The organism is Pantoea sp. Ae19-2 (assembly GCF_059801205.1).
Map to the genome: position 1 here is coordinate 2,234,502 of NZ_JBCHWE010000001.1, position 18,092 is coordinate 2,252,593.

At 55.1% G+C, this 18,092-nt stretch carries 17 protein-coding genes; 2 read left to right on the forward strand and 15 right to left on the reverse strand.

The features are described 5' to 3' along the window. Nucleotides 1-4: 4 nt before the first annotated feature. From AAIE03_RS10325 to yceD, 4 genes are read right to left on the reverse strand one after another with little or no spacing between them, the layout of a single operon-like run. Nucleotides 5-958, reverse strand: a complete 954-nt coding sequence (locus AAIE03_RS10325) for a beta-ketoacyl-ACP synthase III (RefSeq protein WP_013025364.1) — start codon at nt 956-958, stop codon at nt 5-7. Further along, on the reverse strand, nt 959-1,999 hold the full coding sequence (gene plsX / locus AAIE03_RS10330) for a phosphate acyltransferase PlsX (RefSeq protein ID WP_013025363.1): 1,041 nt from the start codon (nt 1,997-1,999) through the stop codon (nt 959-961). It lies immediately after the preceding gene. Between the two features lie 25 nt (nt 2,000-2,024). Next, nucleotides 2,025-2,195, reverse strand: coding sequence for a 50S ribosomal protein L32 (rpmF, locus tag AAIE03_RS10335; protein WP_013025362.1), 171 nt, complete (start codon nt 2,193-2,195; stop codon nt 2,025-2,027). Between the two features lie 14 nt (nt 2,196-2,209). After that, complete coding sequence (gene yceD / locus AAIE03_RS10340; protein WP_014593425.1) at nt 2,210-2,731, reverse strand: 23S rRNA accumulation protein YceD; 522 nt, start codon at nt 2,729-2,731, stop codon at nt 2,210-2,212. Nucleotides 2,732-2,871: 140 nt separating this feature from the next. Between yceD and AAIE03_RS10345 the strand changes: the two genes are divergently transcribed. Next, on the forward strand, nt 2,872-3,459 hold the full coding sequence (locus tag AAIE03_RS10345) for a Maf family protein (protein ID WP_013025360.1): 588 nt from the start codon (nt 2,872-2,874) through the stop codon (nt 3,457-3,459). Nucleotides 3,460-3,470: 11 nt separating this feature from the next. Here AAIE03_RS10345 and rluC read toward each other — a convergent pair whose 3' ends face one another. Next, the gene (gene rluC / locus AAIE03_RS10350; RefSeq protein WP_013025359.1) at nt 3,471-4,427 is read right to left on the reverse strand and encodes a 23S rRNA pseudouridine(955/2504/2580) synthase RluC; all 957 of its coding nucleotides are present in this window, start codon (nt 4,425-4,427) and stop codon (nt 3,471-3,473) included. Nucleotides 4,428-4,998: 571 nt separating this feature from the next. Between rluC and rne the strand changes: the two genes are divergently transcribed. Next, complete coding sequence (rne, locus tag AAIE03_RS10355) at nt 4,999-8,292, forward strand: ribonuclease E (RefSeq protein ID WP_498562994.1); 3,294 nt, start codon at nt 4,999-5,001, stop codon at nt 8,290-8,292. A 282-nt stretch (nt 8,293-8,574) separates the two neighbouring features. Here the strand turns inward: rne and flgL are convergent, their stop codons facing one another. The 10 genes from flgL to flgC all read right to left on the reverse strand — a co-directional run bounded on the left by flgL (nt 8,575) and on the right by flgC (nt 18,091). Then, complete coding sequence (gene flgL / locus AAIE03_RS10360) at nt 8,575-9,537, reverse strand: flagellar hook-associated protein FlgL (protein WP_013025357.1); 963 nt, start codon at nt 9,535-9,537, stop codon at nt 8,575-8,577. 14 nt (nt 9,538-9,551) lie between these two features. Continuing rightward, the gene (gene flgK, locus AAIE03_RS10365) at nt 9,552-11,192 is read right to left on the reverse strand and encodes a flagellar hook-associated protein FlgK (protein ID WP_072136625.1); all 1,641 of its coding nucleotides are present in this window, start codon (nt 11,190-11,192) and stop codon (nt 9,552-9,554) included. Between the two features lie 124 nt (nt 11,193-11,316). Continuing rightward, complete coding sequence (flgJ, locus tag AAIE03_RS10370; protein ID WP_013025355.1) at nt 11,317-12,261, reverse strand: flagellar assembly peptidoglycan hydrolase FlgJ; 945 nt, start codon at nt 12,259-12,261, stop codon at nt 11,317-11,319. Further along, nucleotides 12,261-13,370 (reverse strand): flagellar basal body P-ring protein FlgI, encoded by a 1,110-nt coding sequence (locus AAIE03_RS10375; protein WP_014606133.1) that lies wholly within the window; start codon nt 13,368-13,370, stop codon nt 12,261-12,263. The genes flgJ and AAIE03_RS10375 overlap by 1 nt, the downstream gene beginning before the upstream one ends. 9 nt (nt 13,371-13,379) lie before the next feature. Next, the gene (locus AAIE03_RS10380; protein ID WP_014593420.1) at nt 13,380-14,084 is read right to left on the reverse strand and encodes a flagellar basal body L-ring protein FlgH; all 705 of its coding nucleotides are present in this window, start codon (nt 14,082-14,084) and stop codon (nt 13,380-13,382) included. A 65-nt stretch (nt 14,085-14,149) separates the two neighbouring features. Next, nucleotides 14,150-14,932 carry a flagellar basal-body rod protein FlgG gene (gene flgG, locus AAIE03_RS10385; protein WP_013025352.1) on the reverse strand — a complete coding sequence of 261 codons (783 nt, stop codon included), beginning with the start codon at nt 14,930-14,932 and terminating at the stop codon, nt 14,150-14,152. A gap of 17 nt (nt 14,933-14,949) precedes the next feature. Then, nucleotides 14,950-15,708, reverse strand: a complete 759-nt coding sequence (locus AAIE03_RS10390; RefSeq protein WP_014593419.1) for a flagellar basal body rod protein FlgF — start codon at nt 15,706-15,708, stop codon at nt 14,950-14,952. A gap of 20 nt (nt 15,709-15,728) precedes the next feature. After that, complete coding sequence (flgE, locus tag AAIE03_RS10395; RefSeq protein ID WP_014606134.1) at nt 15,729-16,976, reverse strand: flagellar hook protein FlgE; 1,248 nt, start codon at nt 16,974-16,976, stop codon at nt 15,729-15,731. 26 nt (nt 16,977-17,002) lie between these two features. Next, nucleotides 17,003-17,674 carry a flagellar hook assembly protein FlgD gene (gene flgD / locus AAIE03_RS10400; RefSeq protein ID WP_013025349.1) on the reverse strand — a complete coding sequence of 224 codons (672 nt, stop codon included), beginning with the start codon at nt 17,672-17,674 and terminating at the stop codon, nt 17,003-17,005. 12 nt (nt 17,675-17,686) lie between these two features. Continuing rightward, nucleotides 17,687-18,091, reverse strand: a complete 405-nt coding sequence (gene flgC / locus AAIE03_RS10405; protein WP_013025348.1) for a flagellar basal body rod protein FlgC — start codon at nt 18,089-18,091, stop codon at nt 17,687-17,689. Nucleotide 18,092: the final 1 nt, after the last annotated feature.

Below are 18,092 nucleotides of genomic sequence, written 5' to 3' on the forward strand. Positions count from 1 at the left end.
TCAATCAAAAGCGAACCAGCGCAGAACCCCAGGTGAATCCACCACCAAAGGCTTCCAGCAAAATAAGTTGTCCGGGTTTGATGCGGCCATCGCGCACCGCCTCATCCAGCGCACTTGGCACGGATGCGGCAGAGGTATTTCCATGGCGATCCAGCGTCACGACCACTTTCTCCATGGTCATACCCAGTTTTTTCGCCGTGGCGCTGATAATACGCAGGTTAGCCTGATGCGGCACCAGCCAGTCCAGCTCTTCACGCGCAATGTTATTTGCCTGCAAGGTTTCGTCCACAATGTGGGCTAACTCGGTAACCGCCACTTTGAAGACTTCATTGCCTGCCATTGTCAAATAAGCGGGCTGATCCTGATTTTCGCGATCCTGATACGGCAGCGTCAACAGTTTCGCATAGCGACCGTCAGCGTGCAGGTGAGTTGAAATGATCCCCTGCTCTTCGCTCTGGCCCAGCACAACAGCGCCGGCACCATCACCAAACAGGATGATCGTCCCACGATCGTCTGGATTGAGCGTACGCGCGAGGACATCGGCACCGATGACTAACGCATGTTTAACGGCACCGTTTTTAATATATTGATCGGCCACGCTTAACGCATAGGTAAAGCCGGCACAGGCTGCTGCGAGGTCAAACGCCGCACAGTCTTTGATGTCAAGCATCTGCTGAATCAGGCAGGCAGAGCTTGGAAAGGCGTGACTGGACGAGGTGGTCGCAACGATGATCAGACCGATATCATTGGCGTCAACGCCTGCCATTTCCAGTGCACGTTGTGCAGCCTGATGTCCCATACTTGCGACAGTCTCATCCGGCGCAGCAATACGGCGCTCACGAATGCCGGTACGGGTAACAATCCACTCGTCCGAAGTCTCCACCATTTTTTCCAGATCGGCATTGGTGCGGATCTGGCTGGGCAAATAACTGCCCGTACCGATAATTTTGGTAAACATCTAGGCTTTGTCACTCCTGGCTAATACAGCGTCCAGACGGGCGGCAATGCGTTCAGGCACCTGCCGCCTCACCGTCTGCTCGGCCTGATTGATCGCCACGGCAAAAGCATGTTGATTTGCTGCACCATGGCTCTTTATCACTGTCCCGCGTAATCCTAACAGACAAGCGCCATTATACTGGTCGGGGTTGAGATGCCCGAAGCGCCTGACCAAACGCTTTTTCATCCAGCGCCCCAGCAACGTCAGCCACCACGACCGCTTCTTACCTTCCTCTGATGACTTGAACAGAGAAAGAAACATTCTTACTACGCCTTCCATTGTCTTCAGAGTGATGTTTCCTGCGAAACCATCACAGACCAGCACATCCGTTTTGCCAGTCAGTAAATCATTACCTTCAAGGTAACCAATGTAGTTAATCTGCGGCAATGCCTTGAGACTTAACGCCGCATCGCGGATGCTTTCAAGCCCTTTATGCTCTTCATGACCAATATTGAGAAGTGCCACACGGGGATTCGCAATCCCCAACACTTCTTCCGCCATCACTGAGCCCATTACCGCAAACTGCACCAGCATCGCACTGTCTGAGTCGACATTGGCACCTAAATCTAAAATGACCGTTTTTCCCTTCTGCTGATGGGGTAAAACGGTCATGAGCGCCGGACGTTTAATCCCGTCCAGCGGCTTCAGTAATAATGTCGCCAGCCCCATCAGCGCGCCCGTGTTGCCGCTGCTGACGCAGGCCTGAGCCCGCCCTTCTTTAACCAACTCTAACGCCACTCGCATAGAACTGCCGCGGCTGTTACGGATGGCTTGTGCGGGTCGCGCATCACTTGCAATAACTGATTCGGCAGGCACAACCTGCAGTCGCTCCAGCAAGGAGGAATCCGCTTTGGCAAGCAATGGCGTGAGAATGTCGGGATCTCCGACAAGAAGAAGGATAATTTCCGAATGAGAGGCCAGTGCCTGCAATGCTGCAGGCACCGTCACGCAGGGACCGAAGTCCCCGCCCATGGCATCGATAGCCAGGGTCAAACGTGCCAAGGTATCGCCTTGCTAAGCAAAGAACTTACTTAACGATAACCTTGCGACCGCGGTAGTAACCGTCCGCAGTGATGTGGTGACGCAGATGAGTTTCACCAGAAACTTTATCTACTGACAGAGTGGCAGTGGTCAGCGCATCGTGCGAACGACGCATACCACGCTTAGAACGGGTGGGTTTATTCTGTTGTACGGCCATGGACCTTACTCCTATTACTTACGCTTTAAACTGGCTAATACGGCAAATGGGTTTGGTTTTTCTGCCTCTGCAGGCAACTGACCAAAGACCATGTCCGCCTCGGACACTTCACAGTGTTCAGAATCGTGCACCGGAACCACAGGCAGCGCGAGAATAACTTCATCCTCGATAACTGCCAGCAGGTCGATCTCACCAAACTCGTTGACATCAACCGGCTCGTACGCTTCCGGCAACGCTTCGGCCTGCTCGTCAGACGACACAGGACTGAAGCAATAGCTTACGTGTACATGATGTGGAAAAACCTGGTTGCAGCGCTGACAACGTAGCGTAACCTGTACATCAGCAGTACCCGTCAGTACTGCCAGACGCTGGTTGTCAACCGCAAACGACATGACACAATCTACATCACTGTCCACACTGACGACCGACTCAGCAACACGCTCAACCTGTTGAGAGGTATAAACACCTTGATAATCCAGGCGTTTTTGAGCGGTGCGGACTGGGTCCAGCGTCAGGGGTAATTTTACCTTTTGCATAGGGCGCGCATATTAACTTTGTAATCACATAGAGTCAAAGAAAAAGGCCGTTTACCAGCATCTTTCAACCACTATTCGCATCCAGTGCGGCGCACAGTTTAAAATGACTGCCACCAATTCGCTATCAATATTGAAAAAAAATGACAGCATCGATTCTTTTAGCATCAACGTCGCCCTTTCGTCAGGCACTGTTAGCGCGGCTGGGCCTGCCTTTCACGGTCGATTCGCCGCAGACAGATGAAACGCCGTTAGCGCATGAAAGCGCGGAAGCGCTGGTCACCCGATTAGCCATCGCCAAGGCGCAGGCGCTGGCCCAACGTTATCCTGACCACTGGATTATTGGTTCTGACCAGGTCTGCGTGCTGAATGGCGTGATAACCGGGAAACCCCATACGGTTGAAAACGCGGAAGCACAGTTGCGGGCCGCCAGCGGCCAGCGCGTAACGTTTTATACCGGGCTGGCGCTATACCACCCTGCCAGCCAGCGCTTAATGCAATGCTGTGAGCCGTTTAGCGTCCATTTCCGCACGCTAACCGACGCCGAGATCCGTGCCTATATAAAGAAAGAGCAACCGCTGCAGTGCGCAGGGAGCTTTAAAAGCGAAGGGTTGGGGATTTGTTTATTCGATCGTCTTGAGGGACGCGATCCGAATACGCTGGTCGGTTTACCGCTTATCGCGCTCAGCAATATGCTGCGAGAAGCAGGCATCAACCCCCTGTCGGATTGATGCCCGGCGCGTCAGCTTTTCTGCTGGCGCAGCATCGTCAGGCAATGCTGCAACTTGTCATCCAGTGGCGCTTCCATGCGGAGCGTCTCACCCGTGTTGGGATGCGTAAAGGTCAGCGCGGCCGCATGCAGGAACAAGCGGTTAAGCCCCGTAGAGGACAGCTGGCTGTCAAACGCGCGATCGCCGTAGCGGTCGTCGAATGCAATAGGATGACCGGCATGCAGCGTATGCACACGAATCTGGTGGGTACGTCCGGTAACCGGGCTGGCTTTTACAAGGGTGGCGAAGTCGAAGCGCTCTTCCACTTTAAACCGGGTTTCTGAAGGCTTGCCGTCGCTGCTCACGCGTACCATGCGCTCACCGCTTTGCAGAATGTTTTTCAGCAATGGTGCCTGAACCACTTTCAGATGCGATGGCCAGTTACCCTGAACCAGCGCCAGATAGTCTTTCTGCATGCCTTTCTCACGCAGTTGTTCATGCAGCGAGCGCAAGGCTGAACGCTTTTTGGCCACCAGCAGGACGCCAGAGGTGTCACGATCCAGACGGTGCACCAGCTCCAGGAAGCGAGCCTCAGGACGCAGGGCGCGCAAGCCTTCTATCACGCCAAAGCTCAGGCCGCTGCCACCGTGTACCGCTGTACCGGACGGCTTATTCAGCACCAGCAGGTGATCGTCTTCAAAGAGAATGGCATTGGCTAAAGAAGCCACTTTGGCCAGCTTGGGCGAAACGGCCTCTTCGTCCCGTTCGGCTACCCGGACGGGCGGGATACGCACCTCATCGCCCTCTTCCAGCTTATATTCTGGCTTGATGCGTTTCTTGTTAACCCGCACCTCGCCTTTACGCACGATGCGATAAATCATGCTTTTCGGCACGCCCTTTAACTGGGTGCGCAAAAAGTTGTCAATGCGTTGTCCGGCATTTTCAGCCGTGATGGCGACAAAGTGTACGCCTGGATTCTCTGTTTTCATGGCGGCGATTCTAAATAGTGTCCCCTGATAGCGCCACCCCTTTTTCTGTGCTTAACTCTTTGCGTCTCGTCAGGAAGCGTAATGTGATTGCTGTGATTTTCAGCAGCGCGGGTGCACTTCTTGTCGTAGGGTTCTTAAAATGTAAAGAAAATTGATCAGTGAGTTAAAGTCACCTTGCTATATGAAGGTTAGCAGTGGAATAATGCTTGGGTTTCTTAGCTGAAGATTCAGATAAGAAAAAAAACGAAATTAGTTATTTTGTCGGATTGAGCAGACACGCAGCAATGGCGTAAGACGTAATGCGAAATCAGACACTTAGCGGGCTGCGGGTTGCGGCCTGGACATGAGATGGAGTGCACGGGTTTACTGAATTATCTCTCGCATTTCCACTATCTGGTGCTGTTGTTCCTTATGAAAAACAGGCCACCGACGTTATTTGCGCCCCTCGCGCGGTCGATAACCGTGAGGTTGACGACATTGCACTAAGTCACGGGGCCATCGGTTGATACTCGTCCAGGGTAACTATGCCCGCAGCTTTAATCACTCATGAAAGAATAACGAGTACGTTACGATGAAAAGAATGTTAATCAACGCAACTCAGCAGGAGGAGTTGCGCGTTGCCCTGGTTGATGGTCAACGTCTGTACGATCTGGATATCGAAAGCCCAGGACACGAACAGAAAAAAGCCAATATCTACAAAGGTAAAATCACCCGTATCGAACCCAGCCTTGAAGCGGCCTTCGTCGATTACGGTGCAGAACGTCACGGTTTCCTCCCTCTGAAAGAAATTTCCCGCGAATACTTCCCTGCTAATTACAACTCACACGGTCGTCCGAACATTAAAGACGTGCTGCGTGAAGGTCAGGAAGTCATTGTTCAGATTGATAAAGAAGAACGCGGCAACAAAGGCGCTGCGCTCACTACCTTTATCTCTCTGGCAGGCAGCTATCTGGTATTGATGCCAAATAACCCGCGCGCGGGTGGGATTTCACGTCGGATTGAAGGCGATGACCGTACCGAACTGAAAGAGGCGCTATCGGCGCTGGAACTCCCTGATGGCATGGGGCTGATTGTTCGCACGGCGGGCGTCGGTAAATCAGCCGAATCGCTGCAGTGGGACCTTAGCTTCCGTCTGAAGCATTGGGAAGCCATCAAAAAAGCGGCTGACAGCCGCGCGGCCCCGTTCCTGATCCATCAGGAAAGCAACGTGATCGTGCGCGCCTTCCGCGACTATCTGCGTCAGGATATCGGTGAGATTCTTATCGATAACCCGAAAGTGCTTGAGCTGGCACGTCAGCATATCGCCGCGCTGGGCCGTCCGGACTTTAGCAGCAAAATTAAGCTCTACACCGGTGAGATTCCGCTGTTCAGCCATTACCAAATCGAATCGCAAATCGAATCCGCTTTCCAGCGTGAAGTTCGCTTGCCGTCAGGCGGCTCAATCGTTATCGACAGTACCGAAGCGCTTACCGCCATCGATATCAACTCCGCCCGTGCCACACGCGGTGGCGATATTGAAGAAACCGCCTTTAATACCAACCTGGAAGCGGCCGACGAAATTGCTCGCCAGCTGCGTCTGCGCGACCTGGGCGGCCTGATCGTTATCGACTTCATCGATATGACACCGGTTCGTCACCAGCGCGCGGTTGAAAACCGTCTGCGTGAAGCCGTCCGTCAGGATCGCGCCCGAATTCAAATCAGCCATATTTCACGTTTTGGCCTGCTGGAGATGTCCCGCCAACGCCTCAGCCCGTCCCTGGGCGAGTCCAGCCACCACGTCTGTCCACGTTGTAGCGGCACCGGCACTATTCGTGATAACGAATCTCTCTCGCTGTCCATTCTGCGCCTGATTGAAGAAGAAGCGCTGAAAGACAACACCAAAGAAGTGCATGCTATCGTGCCGGTCCCGGTTGCCTCTTACCTGCTGAATGAAAAACGTGAAGCGGTAAATGCTATCGAGAAACGTCAGGGCGGCGTACGTGCGGTCATCGTGCCGGACGACCGGATGGAAACCCCGCACTACTCCGTTCTGCGCGTGCGCAAAGGCGAAGAAACGCAAACGCTGAGCTATCACCTGCCGAAACTGCATGAAGCCGAGATGGCGATGCCATCTGAAGAGGAGCATGCTGAGCGCCGCCGTCCAGAGCAACCTGCTCTCGCAGCCTTTGTGATGCCCGATGCGCCGCCAGCACCGGCCGAAGCCTCACCGGAAGTGGCCACACCTTCAGCGACTGTGACGCAACCCGCACCAGCGGCCGCGCCGGCCAGTGAAGGTTTTGTCAGCCGTCTGCTGAGCGGATTGAAAAAACTGTTTGCTGGCGAACCTGCTCCGGCGGCTGTCGAGCCGGTTGCCGAAGTGACCGCCCCGCAGAAAACCAGCGAGGACGAGAACGGCAACCCGCGTGGCGATCGTCGTAATAATCGTCGCAACAATAACCGTCGCGAACGTACCCCGCGCAACGGTGATAACGCACAACAGCGCGAATCTCGCGATAACCGTGACGCTCGTGATAACCGTGATAACCGTGGTGAGTCTCGAGATAATCGCGAGCCGCGTGAGGACAATCGTCGTAACAAGCGTCAGGCCCAGCCTAATGAGGCGCGTGACGATCGTCCGGTACTGAGCGATGAAGCGCGTCAGCAGCGTGATGAGCAGCAGCAACAGCGCCGCGAACAACGTGCTGAACGTCAGCGTCGTCGTCAGGAAGAGAAACGTGCTCAGCAGGACGCTAACAGCGCGGTGGAACAAACCGCCGAAGCGGTCGCGCCTGCTGCTGTGGATGCGCAGGAAGACGAGCGCGTTCAGGTGATGCCACGCCGTAAACCGCGTCAGCTGACGCAGAAAGTCCGCGTTGGTGATAACAATGACCAGCCGCAGGCCGCCGCCGTTGAATCAGCCGAATCGGCTGACGTTCAAAAGGTGCAGCCTGTTGTCGAAACGTCACAGGTTGAAGAGACGGAGGAGAACGAAGGTCGCGATAATGCCAATATGCCACGTCGTTCACGCCGTTCACCTCGCCATCTGCGCGTAAGTGGTCAGCGTCGCCGTCGTTACCGTGATGAACGTTATCCGACCCAGTCCGCGATGCCTTTAGACGCCGCTGCGGCTTCGCCTGAGATGGCGTCCGGCAAAGTCTGGATTCGCTACCCGGTCGCGCAAGCGAATGAAGAGCAAATCGTTCAGGATGCGCCTCAATCGACACCGGACTACAGCCGTGAAGAGACTGCACCTGCTGTTGCCCTGCCTGTCGCTACCGAGGAAGCGCCGGCTTCACAGGCTGCGCCAGTACAAATCGCAGAGCCGCAGGCTGACGCCCCGGTTACCGTGGTGAATACTGACGATACTCAGGCCATTGAAGCCCCGGTTCATCATGAACCTTCGGTGATTCCAGCCGCCGCTGAAGCCAGTGCTGAAGCGATCGCGCAACAGGCTCAGCCTGCTGACGCTGTCGAAGCGCCGGAAGTGAGCGTGCCGGAGGTGAAGGTGCCGGTTGTCGCAGAATCCGCGCCTGAAGAAACGGCGGATGAGCATGCGGGCACTGAAGTCAGCGCTGCGACCGAAGCGCAGGTGGAAGAGGTTTTACACGCGCCTGTTGCCGCTGAGGAAGCCATTACGCCGGTTAGTGAACCTCATGCACCTGTTGCCGCACGCGACATCCCTGTTGAGGCATTAAAAGCCAACGCCGAAACGCGCTGGAAGCACTTTGCTTCTGCACCGATGACCAAGGCGCCTGCGCCAGTGTGGCAACCCGAGCCTGCCCGTCAAAGTGACTGGCAACGTCCGGCCTTTAAATTTGAGGGCAGAGGTTCTGCTGGCGGCCACAGCGCCACCCATCAGGCTACTGCACCTGCCACCAAGCCGTAAGGCGCGCTAGCAGCACACATGAACCCGGCTCCGGCCGGGTTTTTTATTGCATGCTCGGCGTAACAGGCGATGGTTCGGGGATACGCAGCCCTTAACTGAATGCGGCTCTCAGACAGGGCAGCGTTACAGGGATAAAACCGCGCGCGCGAGTCACGCGTTAACGCATGCTTCTCAGAGTGGCCTTGTGGCAACGCACAGGCTGCAGGCAAAAAAAATCCCACCGTCCCTTATCAGGACGGTGGGAAAAACTAAGCGCACCCGGTTAAAGTACGCCCAAATTTTTTATGAATTTAACTGAAACAGCGACATCTGAGACATATCGGTAAAGGTCTTGTATGAAGCCTGCAGCGCCTGCTGTTGCATGGTGTAGCTGGAGATCGCCTGGGTGTAATCAACGTCCACCAGGCTGCTCATCTGGGAATCATAAATGACCTTGCGATCGTCCCCCTGCGCATTCAACGTATCTAACTCTTTCAACTGAGTACCGATCTCGGAACGGACGCTGAGCACGTTGTTCAACGAGTTGCTCAAACCACGGCTGGTTTTATCCATTGCCGCAGAAAACGTTGCTTTCGTCGCATCGTCCGCGCCGTTTTGCGGCACTTTCAGCGCACTGATGGCGCTGTCCAGCATGTTAAACAAGTTCGTTTCACTGGTACCGCCGTTAGGCTCTTTCACCGCATTGCTGGTGATAGACATCACGATGCTGTTACCAGTATGACCGATGGTCATGGTACGGTCAGTGTCCACTTTTTGCGTAATGGCGTCGGTTCCGCCCTGATAGGTCACACCGCCCGCACCGTCCACAAACGGCGGGCTATCGGTTTTGTAACCCGCGAAAATATAGCGACCGTTGGCGTCTTTGCTGTTGACCTGGTTTAGTAACTGCGCACGCACGCCTTCCAGCTGAGTCGCATAGGAGGCGCGGTCATCATCGCTTAAGGAACCGTTTGCCGCGGCCACGATCATCGACTGCGCGCTCATGATGCTGTTCGTGACGCCGTTAAGGGTATTTTCTTCCAGCGATAATCCCTGGTCGGCAAAGGTACGCGCAACAGAATACTGGCTTGCCTGCGCCTGCGTTTGCGACAGCACGACCGCACGCGATGCGGCAATCGGGTCGTCTGAAGGATTAGACACTCTGAGTCCGGTGGAAAGCTGTTTTCCCGCGTTTAACCAGGAGGATTGCGCATCGCTAACGCCGCGAACCTGCTGGTCAAAAATCATATTTGTACTGAGTCGCATGATGTCCTCTGCTTTTAGTTGATGCTAAGCAGGGCGTCAAAAACGGTGCTGGCCGTTTTTAAAACCTGCGCATTCGCCATGTAATATTGTTGGTATTTCGTCAGGTTCGCGTACTCTTCATCCAGGTTCACGCCAGAAACAGACTGCTGGCGGTTGGTTAGCTGCGTCACCACGTTCTGCTGTGTCGTGCTGGCGGTTTTGAGTGCCTGAGTTTTGTTGCCAACGGTACTCACCATCGCGCCGTAAGCCTGGGAAATCGTCGCGTTGCCGTTAACAATTTTGGCATCCTGCAACGCCAGCAGCTTTTGCGCATTGCGGTTATCACTTTCACCGCCGGTCGCGGCCGCAGCGGCGATTTGCGATCCGCTGGTAATAGCAACCGACATGCCGTTAACCACGTTCTGAACCGGCTTCACCAGGAAACTGTCTTTGGCGTTTGGCGTGCCGTTGACCGTCAGGCTCATTCCATCCAGATTAAGCGTCGTAACGCCGCCCGAGGTCGTGGGTGTAAGCGTGGTTTTGCTGTTATCTGACAAACGTGTCGCTGACCAGTTTGTCCCGTCATAGCTGACGGTATAGTTTGATGCCTGCAGGGCACTGGTGTTAGTCCACGCGGCCGTCAGGGTGGCAGAAGAGGTATTTTTGCTGTCCCCCTGCGCCGTAGGAGTGCCGATATTAAAGAAGTCGACGCCCTGATTACCGTTGCTGTCGAAGCCTTGCTTATGCACGGCGTTAAAACTGGTTGTAAAGGCCGCCGCTAACTGGCCCAGTTGGTTTTGTGCCAGGTCCAGATCCTGCGAACGAAAGCTCAGCATACCGCCCAGCGAACCCGTAGTTATGGATGATTCGGGAAGCTGCACGTTGCCAGCTTGTGGATCAACATAACCCACTGTGGTGCGGGTCAGGTCACTGCTGGAGGGCATAGCCACCAGTTTGGTGGACTGAAAACCATTCACCAGCGAAAGGCCGTTAGCCATGGAAACGGTATAGCTTCCATCTTGTTGTGACACTGTCACACCAACGATATTATTCAGACCATTTACTAACTGATCGCGCTGATCCAGCAAATCATTCGGTGTTGCACCGTTAGCCGTGCTGAGTTTGGCAATTTGCTGGTTAAGATTCGAGATCTGCGTGGTGAAGGTATTAATCTGATCAACATTAGAGGCAATGTTGGTGTTCACGCTGTTTTGCATGTTGGTCAGGTACTGCGCCTGGGTCTGGAACTGGTTAACCAGCCCCTGGGAGTTGCTGAGCATCGACTGACGCGCCGCCGGATCGTTGGCGTTACTGACCACGTTCTGCATGTTGCTGAAGAAGCCCTGAATCGCCGTCGACAGGTTAGTGGTCGAGGTCGACATCAGATCGTCAATGTTTGATACCTGCGAATACTGTGTATTCGCTGCATTATAGGTTGCTGACGAACCGCGCAACTGAGCCGCGATAAAACTATCATATTCACGCTGAACGCCAGTGACGTTAACGCCGTTGCCGTAATAGCTTTTCCCCTGCAGGGTACTGTTTGCTTCGGCCAGAATGGTGGTCTGACGTGAGTAACCCGCGACAGTATAGTTACTGATATTGTTACTGGTCGTGCTTAAGGCGGCCTGTGCGGCACTGAGCCCGCTCATTGCGGAGTTAATTATGCTGGACATCTCGGTTCCTTACATTCCCCCGTTAACCGGGTTGCTGTCATCAGTGTGGTCGCCAACATGCGCTGGCGCGCCTGGCTCTTGCTGTTATTATCGGCATGCTTAAGTGAAACTTGAGGCGGAATAATCAGAACAGCGTACTTAAATCCTGGCTATAGGCTTTAACGACTTTTTCGCCCATGCTCTTGAATTGCTGGATCATTCCTACCAGTTTTTGTGCGTATTTCGGATCGGTCGCATAACCCGCGGCCTGTAATGCCTGCGCGCCCTGCTCGGCACTTTGCGCATTGGCCACGGCCGCATAACGCGGATTATTCGAAATCAGTTTGACGTAGTCGTTTAACGCTTCGAAATAGGAGCCATAGACCCGGAATGTCGCGCGCACTTTTTTCGCTTCGCCATGCTCGTATTCGGTGGTCATGATATCGGTTGTTTCGCCCTTCCAGTTGCCGCTGGCTTTAATGCCGAAGACGTTGTAGCTCGGCTTGCCGTCACGGGTCAGGATTTGACGCTGCCCCCAGCCGGACTCCAGCGCGGCCTGCGCCAGAATCAGGTGGTGAGGAATACCGCTTTGCTGGCTGGCAGCCTGAGCAGGCTGCGTCAGTTGCGCAATAAAATCGCGGCTGTCGCTGGGCAGACCGGTCGGAGATGGCGCGGGCAGGCGCGGCATCGCTTTACGCACCATCTGCTCCAGCGGCGTTGCCCCTATGCTGCTCATGATAAAGCTGTTATCCAGCTTCATCGGAACGGTTCCGGCGGTTTCGTCCGGTGCTTTGGCGGGTTCCATCTGTTTAACGATAATATCCGCCAGGCCCAGGCCACGTTTACCAATATCCTGCGCAATCTGCTGATCGTACATTGACGTGAAAAGTTTGGTCTGTTCATTGCTGAGTATGCCGTCCTGCGGTAGCGCCTCGCGCATACTCTTCAGCATCATCTGAACAAACATCCCTTCGACCTGCTGTGCCACCTGTAGCGCTTTTCCTTTCGGATCAACAGTCACCTGGCGTTTAAGGTCATTCAGTGAGCGGCTGTCGAAAGCCGCATTCATCAGCGATTGCGCATCGTTCATCAGATAATTTCCAGTTTAGCGCGCAGGCAACCCGCGCTTTGCATTGACTGCAAAATAGACATCAGTTCGATAGGCGATGCCCCCAGGGCATTGAGCGCGCGCACGACACTGTTCAGGTTGGCGCTGGAGTTAACCCGTTGGAGAGCGCCGCCGCTCTGACGCAGATCGATCTGCGTATTGGTGGTGGCCACGGTTTGTCCACCCGCCAGTGGCGTATCAGGCTGGCTCACGTTTTGCTGCTGATTGACCGTGACTGACAGGTTGCCCTGCGCGACGGCACAGGTATTCAGTTTCACTTCACGGTTCATGACGACAGAGCCGGTACGTGAGTTGATGATCACCTTGGCATCTTCTACAGGGACAGACACATCGATATTCTGTATCTCAGCCAGTAAGCGAACCTGTGCACCGTTATTCGGCGATACGCGGACCTGCACAGTGCGCGCATCCAGCGGCTGAGCAGAACCGTATCCGCCACGGGCGTTAATGGCATCCGCAATACGCTGCGCCATAGAGAAATCTTCGGTGTTGAGCTGCAGGTTGATGGTGTTCTGCGAGCCAAAGTTGCTCTGCAGCTCACGTTCAACCGTGGCACCATCGGTAATACGTCCCCCGTTAAGCTGGTTGACCTGCACGCTGCTGCCGCCTGCTGCGGCACCCGCGCCGCCGACCAGGATGTTGCCCTGAGCCAGCGCATAGACCTGGTTATCGACACCTTTCATCGGCGTCATTAACAGCGTACCGCCGCGCAGACTTTTCGCATTACCCATGGACGAGACAACCACGTCCAGCGTCTGTCCCTGGCGGGCAAACGAAGGCAGTTTTGCCGTCACCATAACCGCCGCCACGTTTTTGAGCTGCATGTTGGTGCCAGGCGGGACGGTAATGCCCAGCTGAGACAGCATGTTACTCACGGTCTGCGTGGTAAAAGGCGTCTGGGTGGTCTGGTCACCGGTACCGTCAAGGCCAACCACCAGTCCGTAGCCCAGCAGTTGGTTATCACGCACGCCCTGAACAGTGGTTAAATCGCGAATCAGATCGGCACGGGCCATCAGGCTTACGCCTAACAGTAACCCCAGACCGACACGCCATAATGCTAACTTTTTCATTGCAACCTCTTAGAACGGCGAGATATTCAGGAAGAAGCGCTGCAACCAGCCCATATTCTGCGCTTCATTGATATAACCATTTCCGACGTACTCAATACGTGCATCGGCGACGGCCGTTGATAACACCGCGTTGCTGGCGCTGATGGTGCGTGGGTTAACCACGCCCGAGAAGCGAATAAACTCGGTGCCCTGGTTGATCTCAATCTGTTTTTCCCCGACCACGTGCAGGTTGCCATTCGACAGAACCTGATCCACCGTGACGGTGATGGTGCCGGTAAAGGTGTTATTGGCAGAAGCCCCGCCTTTACCAGCGAAATCATTTTTGCCACCCGCCGCAAAGTTGGCTTTCTCGCCCGATGCGCCGGCTAAACCGGCTAAACCGGTAGGAACGGCCGTGATGCCCAGACTGCCGCTGCCGTTACGGCTGGCATTCGAGGTTGAACTTTTGCTGGCGCTGACGTTTTCCTGCAAGGTGATGGTCAGCGTATCGCCGATATTACGTGGACGACGATCCTCAAACAGCGGCTGATAACCGTAGTTAAGCGGCGCGACGCCCTGAAAAATTGAACCGTTCACCACCGGTGGTGCAGATGGCAACGGCTGAGCCGTGGTCGCCCCTTGCACCAACGGCGTGCGCGGTACCAGTGCACAACCGTTAAGAGTGAGTAGCAAGCTTGCTACTAACCAATGTCCAGGCTTGAGAATATGTTGCATCGCCACGGAGTCACGACCTTATAAATGACTGTTCTTCAGGCCAGCCTGCGCCGGCCCTGTTCGTATTACAGCTGAGTTAACTTCGCCAGCATTTGATCGGAGGTGCTGATCGCTTTGCTGTTAATTTCATACGCGCGCTGCGTCTGGATCATGGTGACCAGCTCTTCCGCAACGTTAACGTTGGAGGTTTCGGCATAGCCCTGATACAGCAAACCTGCACCGTTCTGGCCCGGCGTACTGTCAGTCGGGGCACCGGATGCCTGGGTTTCTTTGTAGAGGTTTTCACCCACGCTATCGAGACCGGCATTGTTCATAAAGGTGCTCAGCGTTAACTGACCAACCTGGGCGGCCTGTGTCTGCCCCTGCTGGGTAACGCTCACCACACCATCGCGCGACACGGTAATGCTGGTGGCGTTAGCGGGAATCGTGATGCCAGGCTGAACCGGGAAACCGGAGTTGGTCACTAACTGACCATTCTGATCGACCTGAAACGAACCATCACGGGTGTAAGCAGACGTACCATCTGGCATCTGGATTTGGAAAAAACCCTGTCCGTTAATGGCGATATCTTTTGAGTTATTGGTCTGCGACAGGTTGCCCTGGGTATGCAGACGTTCGGTCGTCACCGGACGTACACCGGTACCAATTTGCAAACCTGACGGCAGCGTGGTTTGCTCAGATGACTGGGTACCCGGCTGACGCATCGTCTGGTACATCAGGTCTTCAAATACCGCACGTGAACGTTTAAAGCCATTGGTACTGACGTTTGCCAGGTTGTTGGCGATAACGTCCATGTTCATCTGCTGGGCATCAAGACCGGTTTTCGCGATCCATAAAGAACGAATCATGTATTTATCCTCGTGCCTTAGCTGCCGATGCTCAGCAACTGATTGGCTTTCTGTTCGTTTTCGTTGACGTTTGAAATGACTTTCATCTGCATCTCAAAACGTCGGGCATTGGCGATCATATCGACCATGGTCTCAACCGGTTTGACGTTACTTCCTTCCAGAACGCCGGGCATCACCTGCATGTTCGGATCGGCCTGCAGTGCGGCACCGCGAGTCGCCTGCGTTGCGGCGGTCGGACGGAACATGCCATCATCACCGCGCTGTAACTCTTTACCTGTTGCCTGAACCAGCTTCAGACGACCCAGTTGCACGGTGGCATTGGGTGAGTCGCCAGCGTTCAGTCCGGTAATCGAACCGTCAGCCGCAATCGTGATCTCTGAACCTTGTGGGATCACAATCGGGCCGCCCTCGCCCATGACGGGATTGCCCTGCACCGTCAGCGTGCCGTCCGAACGGATTTGCATGTTGCCGTTGCGGGTATAGGCTTCGCTGCCGTCTGCAGTACGCACTGCAAGCCAGCCATCCTGCTGCATCGCCACGTCCAGCGGACGTTCGGTGTAATCCATTGCACCCTGACTCATATCGGCACCCGGCGTGGATGCCGTTACCAGCGTACGCGTAGGCAGTGACCAGCCGTTAACCGGTACAGCACGCAACGCGTTCAACTGCGCCCGGAAACCGGGCGTTGAGGCGTTGGCGAGGTTGCTGGCGGTAACCGCCTGCTGATCCAGTGTCTGACTGGCCGCGCCCATCGCGGTATATATCGCGTGATCCATAGAGCAATCCCGTTAGCGAATTAACGTAAGTTGACCAGGGTGTTAAGGATCTGGTCCTGCGTTTTGATGGTCTGCGCGTTCGCCTGATAGTTGCGTTGCGCGACGATCATGTTGACCAGCTCTTTACTCATATCGACGTTCGAAGACTCCAGCGCACCTGCGGTCAGTGAACCAAATGTTCCGGTGTTCGCCAGGCCAACAGCGGCCTGTCCAGACGCATTCGTTTCTGCCCAGACGTTGTCGCCCTGAGATTTCAGACCTTCCGGGTTAGAGAAGCTGGCCAGTACGATCTGTCCCAGCAGCTGAGTGCGTTGGTTGGAGTAACTGCCGGTGATGGTACCGTCATTGTTGATGGCGTAGCTGGTCAGGTCGCCAGGCGCGTAGCCGTTTTGTGTGGCGTTACCAAACGTGGTGGCACCGGTGTTTTGCTGCAGGCTGCCCACAAAGTTCAAGGCGACGGTGGTACCGTTTGCGCCATTCACACCAGGAATGGTCACGGTAGCGGTGCTGGCCGTGGTTGAGCCCGCGACGACATTGCCGGTCGCATCCAGTGAAGAAACGCCCGTCAGCTGACCGTTGGCATTGTAGCTCATCTGGTAATTACCCACGTTTGAGCCCGCAGTGGAGTCAATGCCGTGAATTTTCCAGGTGTTGTCTGCGGTTTTAACGAAGTACAGGTCAAGCGAGTGCGAGTTACCCTGAGTGTCGTACATGGTGATGGTGTTTTTGGCGCTGTACGTCGTTGGGTCAGTCGCCGAGAACTTGGTGTCATCCAGTGCTGCAGACGTGGAGTTCAGCTTCGCAACCTGATTCGCCGTGGTGGTGGCATTCGCCGGCATTTGCGTGGTAGGGATTTTAATCGCAACCGGGCTCGCACCGGTCTGGATTGTGGGTGGCACGCCTGACGCCGGATAGCCGGTCACATTCAGACCCTGGGTATTCACCAGGTTACGGTTCTGGTCCAGCGTGAACTGGCCGTTACGGGAATAGGAAACCGCACCCGCCGAGTTGGTCAGACGGAAAAAACCGTTGCCGCTCAGCGCAACATCCAGCCCACGGCTGGTGGTGGTGGTAGAGCCATCGTTGAAGTTCTGGATAACGGCCGCAACTTTTGTACCCAAACCCACGTTAGAGCCGGCAAACATATCGGCAAACGCGATGGTACTGGATTTGAAGCCCGCTGTGGCGGAGTTAGCGATGTTGTTACCGATAACGTCCAGGTTACTTGAGGCAGCGCCGAGACCGCTGACCGCTTGTGAAAATGACATTTAAACCTCTCCTGTCTACAGGTGAATCAGAGAATCTGACGTACGTCGTCAAGGGTGGCGGAGCCCATGGTGCCGAGATCCAGTTTTGCGGTATTACCCGCCGTGCTTACGCCATTGACGTAGGCATAATTGAGTGGCTGAGCCACCTGTTGACCGCTGCTGTTACTGGCAGCAATCGCAACCTTGTATTTCCCGTCTGGCGCCACGCTGCCATCCGGTAATTTGCCGTCCCACGAGAACGTATGGACGCCGGCGCTCAGTGCGCCCAGATCCTGAGTGCTCACCACGTTGCCTTGCGCGTCGCTAATCGTCGCCGTGGCGGTAGTGGCCGCGTTGGTCAGCTCAACGCCGAATGGCGTCGTGGTGCCTTTGCCGACCAGAATCTGAGAGCCATTCACCATCACGCCATGCCCAATCAGCGTGGAGCTCTGCAGAGACTGGCTGGTGCTGATCTGGCCGGAAATGGATCCCAGCGTGGTATTGAGTTTTTCAATGCCGCTCAGGGTGTTGATCTGTGCCAGCTGCGTTGTCAGCTGGCTGTTATCCATCGGATTGGTCGGATCCTGGTTTTGCAGCTGCGTGACCAGCATGGTCAGGAACTGGTTTTGCAGGTCCTGAGAGCTGTTCCCCGTTCCGGTGCTGGATGAACTCAGTACCGTGGGGTCCAGCTTCTCGTTAACGCCTACCGAAATAGCCATTATTTTTCTCCGTTACTGACCCATCGTCAGCGTTTTCATCATCATCGACTTCACGGTATTCAGCACCTCGACGTTAGCCTGGTAGCTGCGTGACGCCGACATGGTGTTAACCGTTTCGGCTACCACGTCCACGTTAGGCATCTTCACGTACCCTTTGGCATCGGCCATGGGATTACCTGGGTCATACACCAGTTTTGCCGGGGTCGGATCGTCCACCACCTGCGCCACTTTCACTCCACCCGTTGCGGCGCCAGCGGCGGCATCGGTCTGAAAAACGACCTGTTTTGCCACGTAAGGCTGTCCGTCCGGACCGGTTACGCTGTCGGCGTTTGCCAGGTTACTGGCGCTGACGTTTAATCGCTGTGATTGCGCGGTCATCGCTGAACCGGCAATGTCAAAAATATTAAGCAAGGCCATA

Bases quoted from the DNA above. Each gene is read 5' to 3' on its own strand.
- rpmF (WP_013025362.1), bottom strand. From the start codon at position 2,195: ATGGCCGTACAACAGAATAAACCCACCCGTTCTAAGCGTGGTATGCGT.
- AAIE03_RS10390 (WP_014593419.1), bottom strand. From the start codon at position 15,708: ATGGATCACGCGATATATACCGCGATGGGCGCGGCCAGTCAGACACTG.
- rne (WP_498562994.1), top strand. From the start codon at position 4,999: ATGAAAAGAATGTTAATCAACGCAACTCAGCAGGAGGAGTTGCGCGTT.
- AAIE03_RS10375 (WP_014606133.1), bottom strand. From the start codon at position 13,370: ATGAAAAAGTTAGCATTATGGCGTGTCGGTCTGGGGTTACTGTTAGGC.
- flgL (WP_013025357.1), bottom strand. From the start codon at position 9,537: ATGCGACTCAGTACAAATATGATTTTTGACCAGCAGGTTCGCGGCGTT.
- yceD (WP_014593425.1), bottom strand. From the start codon at position 2,731: ATGCAAAAGGTAAAATTACCCCTGACGCTGGACCCAGTCCGCACCGCT.
- AAIE03_RS10345 (WP_013025360.1), top strand. From the start codon at position 2,872: ATGACAGCATCGATTCTTTTAGCATCAACGTCGCCCTTTCGTCAGGCA.
- flgG (WP_013025352.1), bottom strand. From the start codon at position 14,932: ATGATTCGTTCTTTATGGATCGCGAAAACCGGTCTTGATGCCCAGCAG.
- flgJ (WP_013025355.1), bottom strand. From the start codon at position 12,261: ATGAACGATGCGCAATCGCTGATGAATGCGGCTTTCGACAGCCGCTCA.
- flgE (WP_014606134.1), bottom strand. From the start codon at position 16,976: ATGTCATTTTCACAAGCGGTCAGCGGTCTCGGCGCTGCCTCAAGTAAC.
- flgC (WP_013025348.1), bottom strand. From the start codon at position 18,091: ATGGCCTTGCTTAATATTTTTGACATTGCCGGTTCAGCGATGACCGCG.
- AAIE03_RS10380 (WP_014593420.1), bottom strand. From the start codon at position 14,084: ATGCAACATATTCTCAAGCCTGGACATTGGTTAGTAGCAAGCTTGCTA.
- flgK (WP_072136625.1), bottom strand. From the start codon at position 11,192: ATGTCCAGCATAATTAACTCCGCAATGAGCGGGCTCAGTGCCGCACAG.
- flgD (WP_013025349.1), bottom strand. From the start codon at position 17,674: ATGGCTATTTCGGTAGGCGTTAACGAGAAGCTGGACCCCACGGTACTG.
- rluC (WP_013025359.1), bottom strand. From the start codon at position 4,427: ATGAAAACAGAGAATCCAGGCGTACACTTTGTCGCCATCACGGCTGAA.
- AAIE03_RS10325 (WP_013025364.1), bottom strand. From the start codon at position 958: ATGTTTACCAAAATTATCGGTACGGGCAGTTATTTGCCCAGCCAGATC.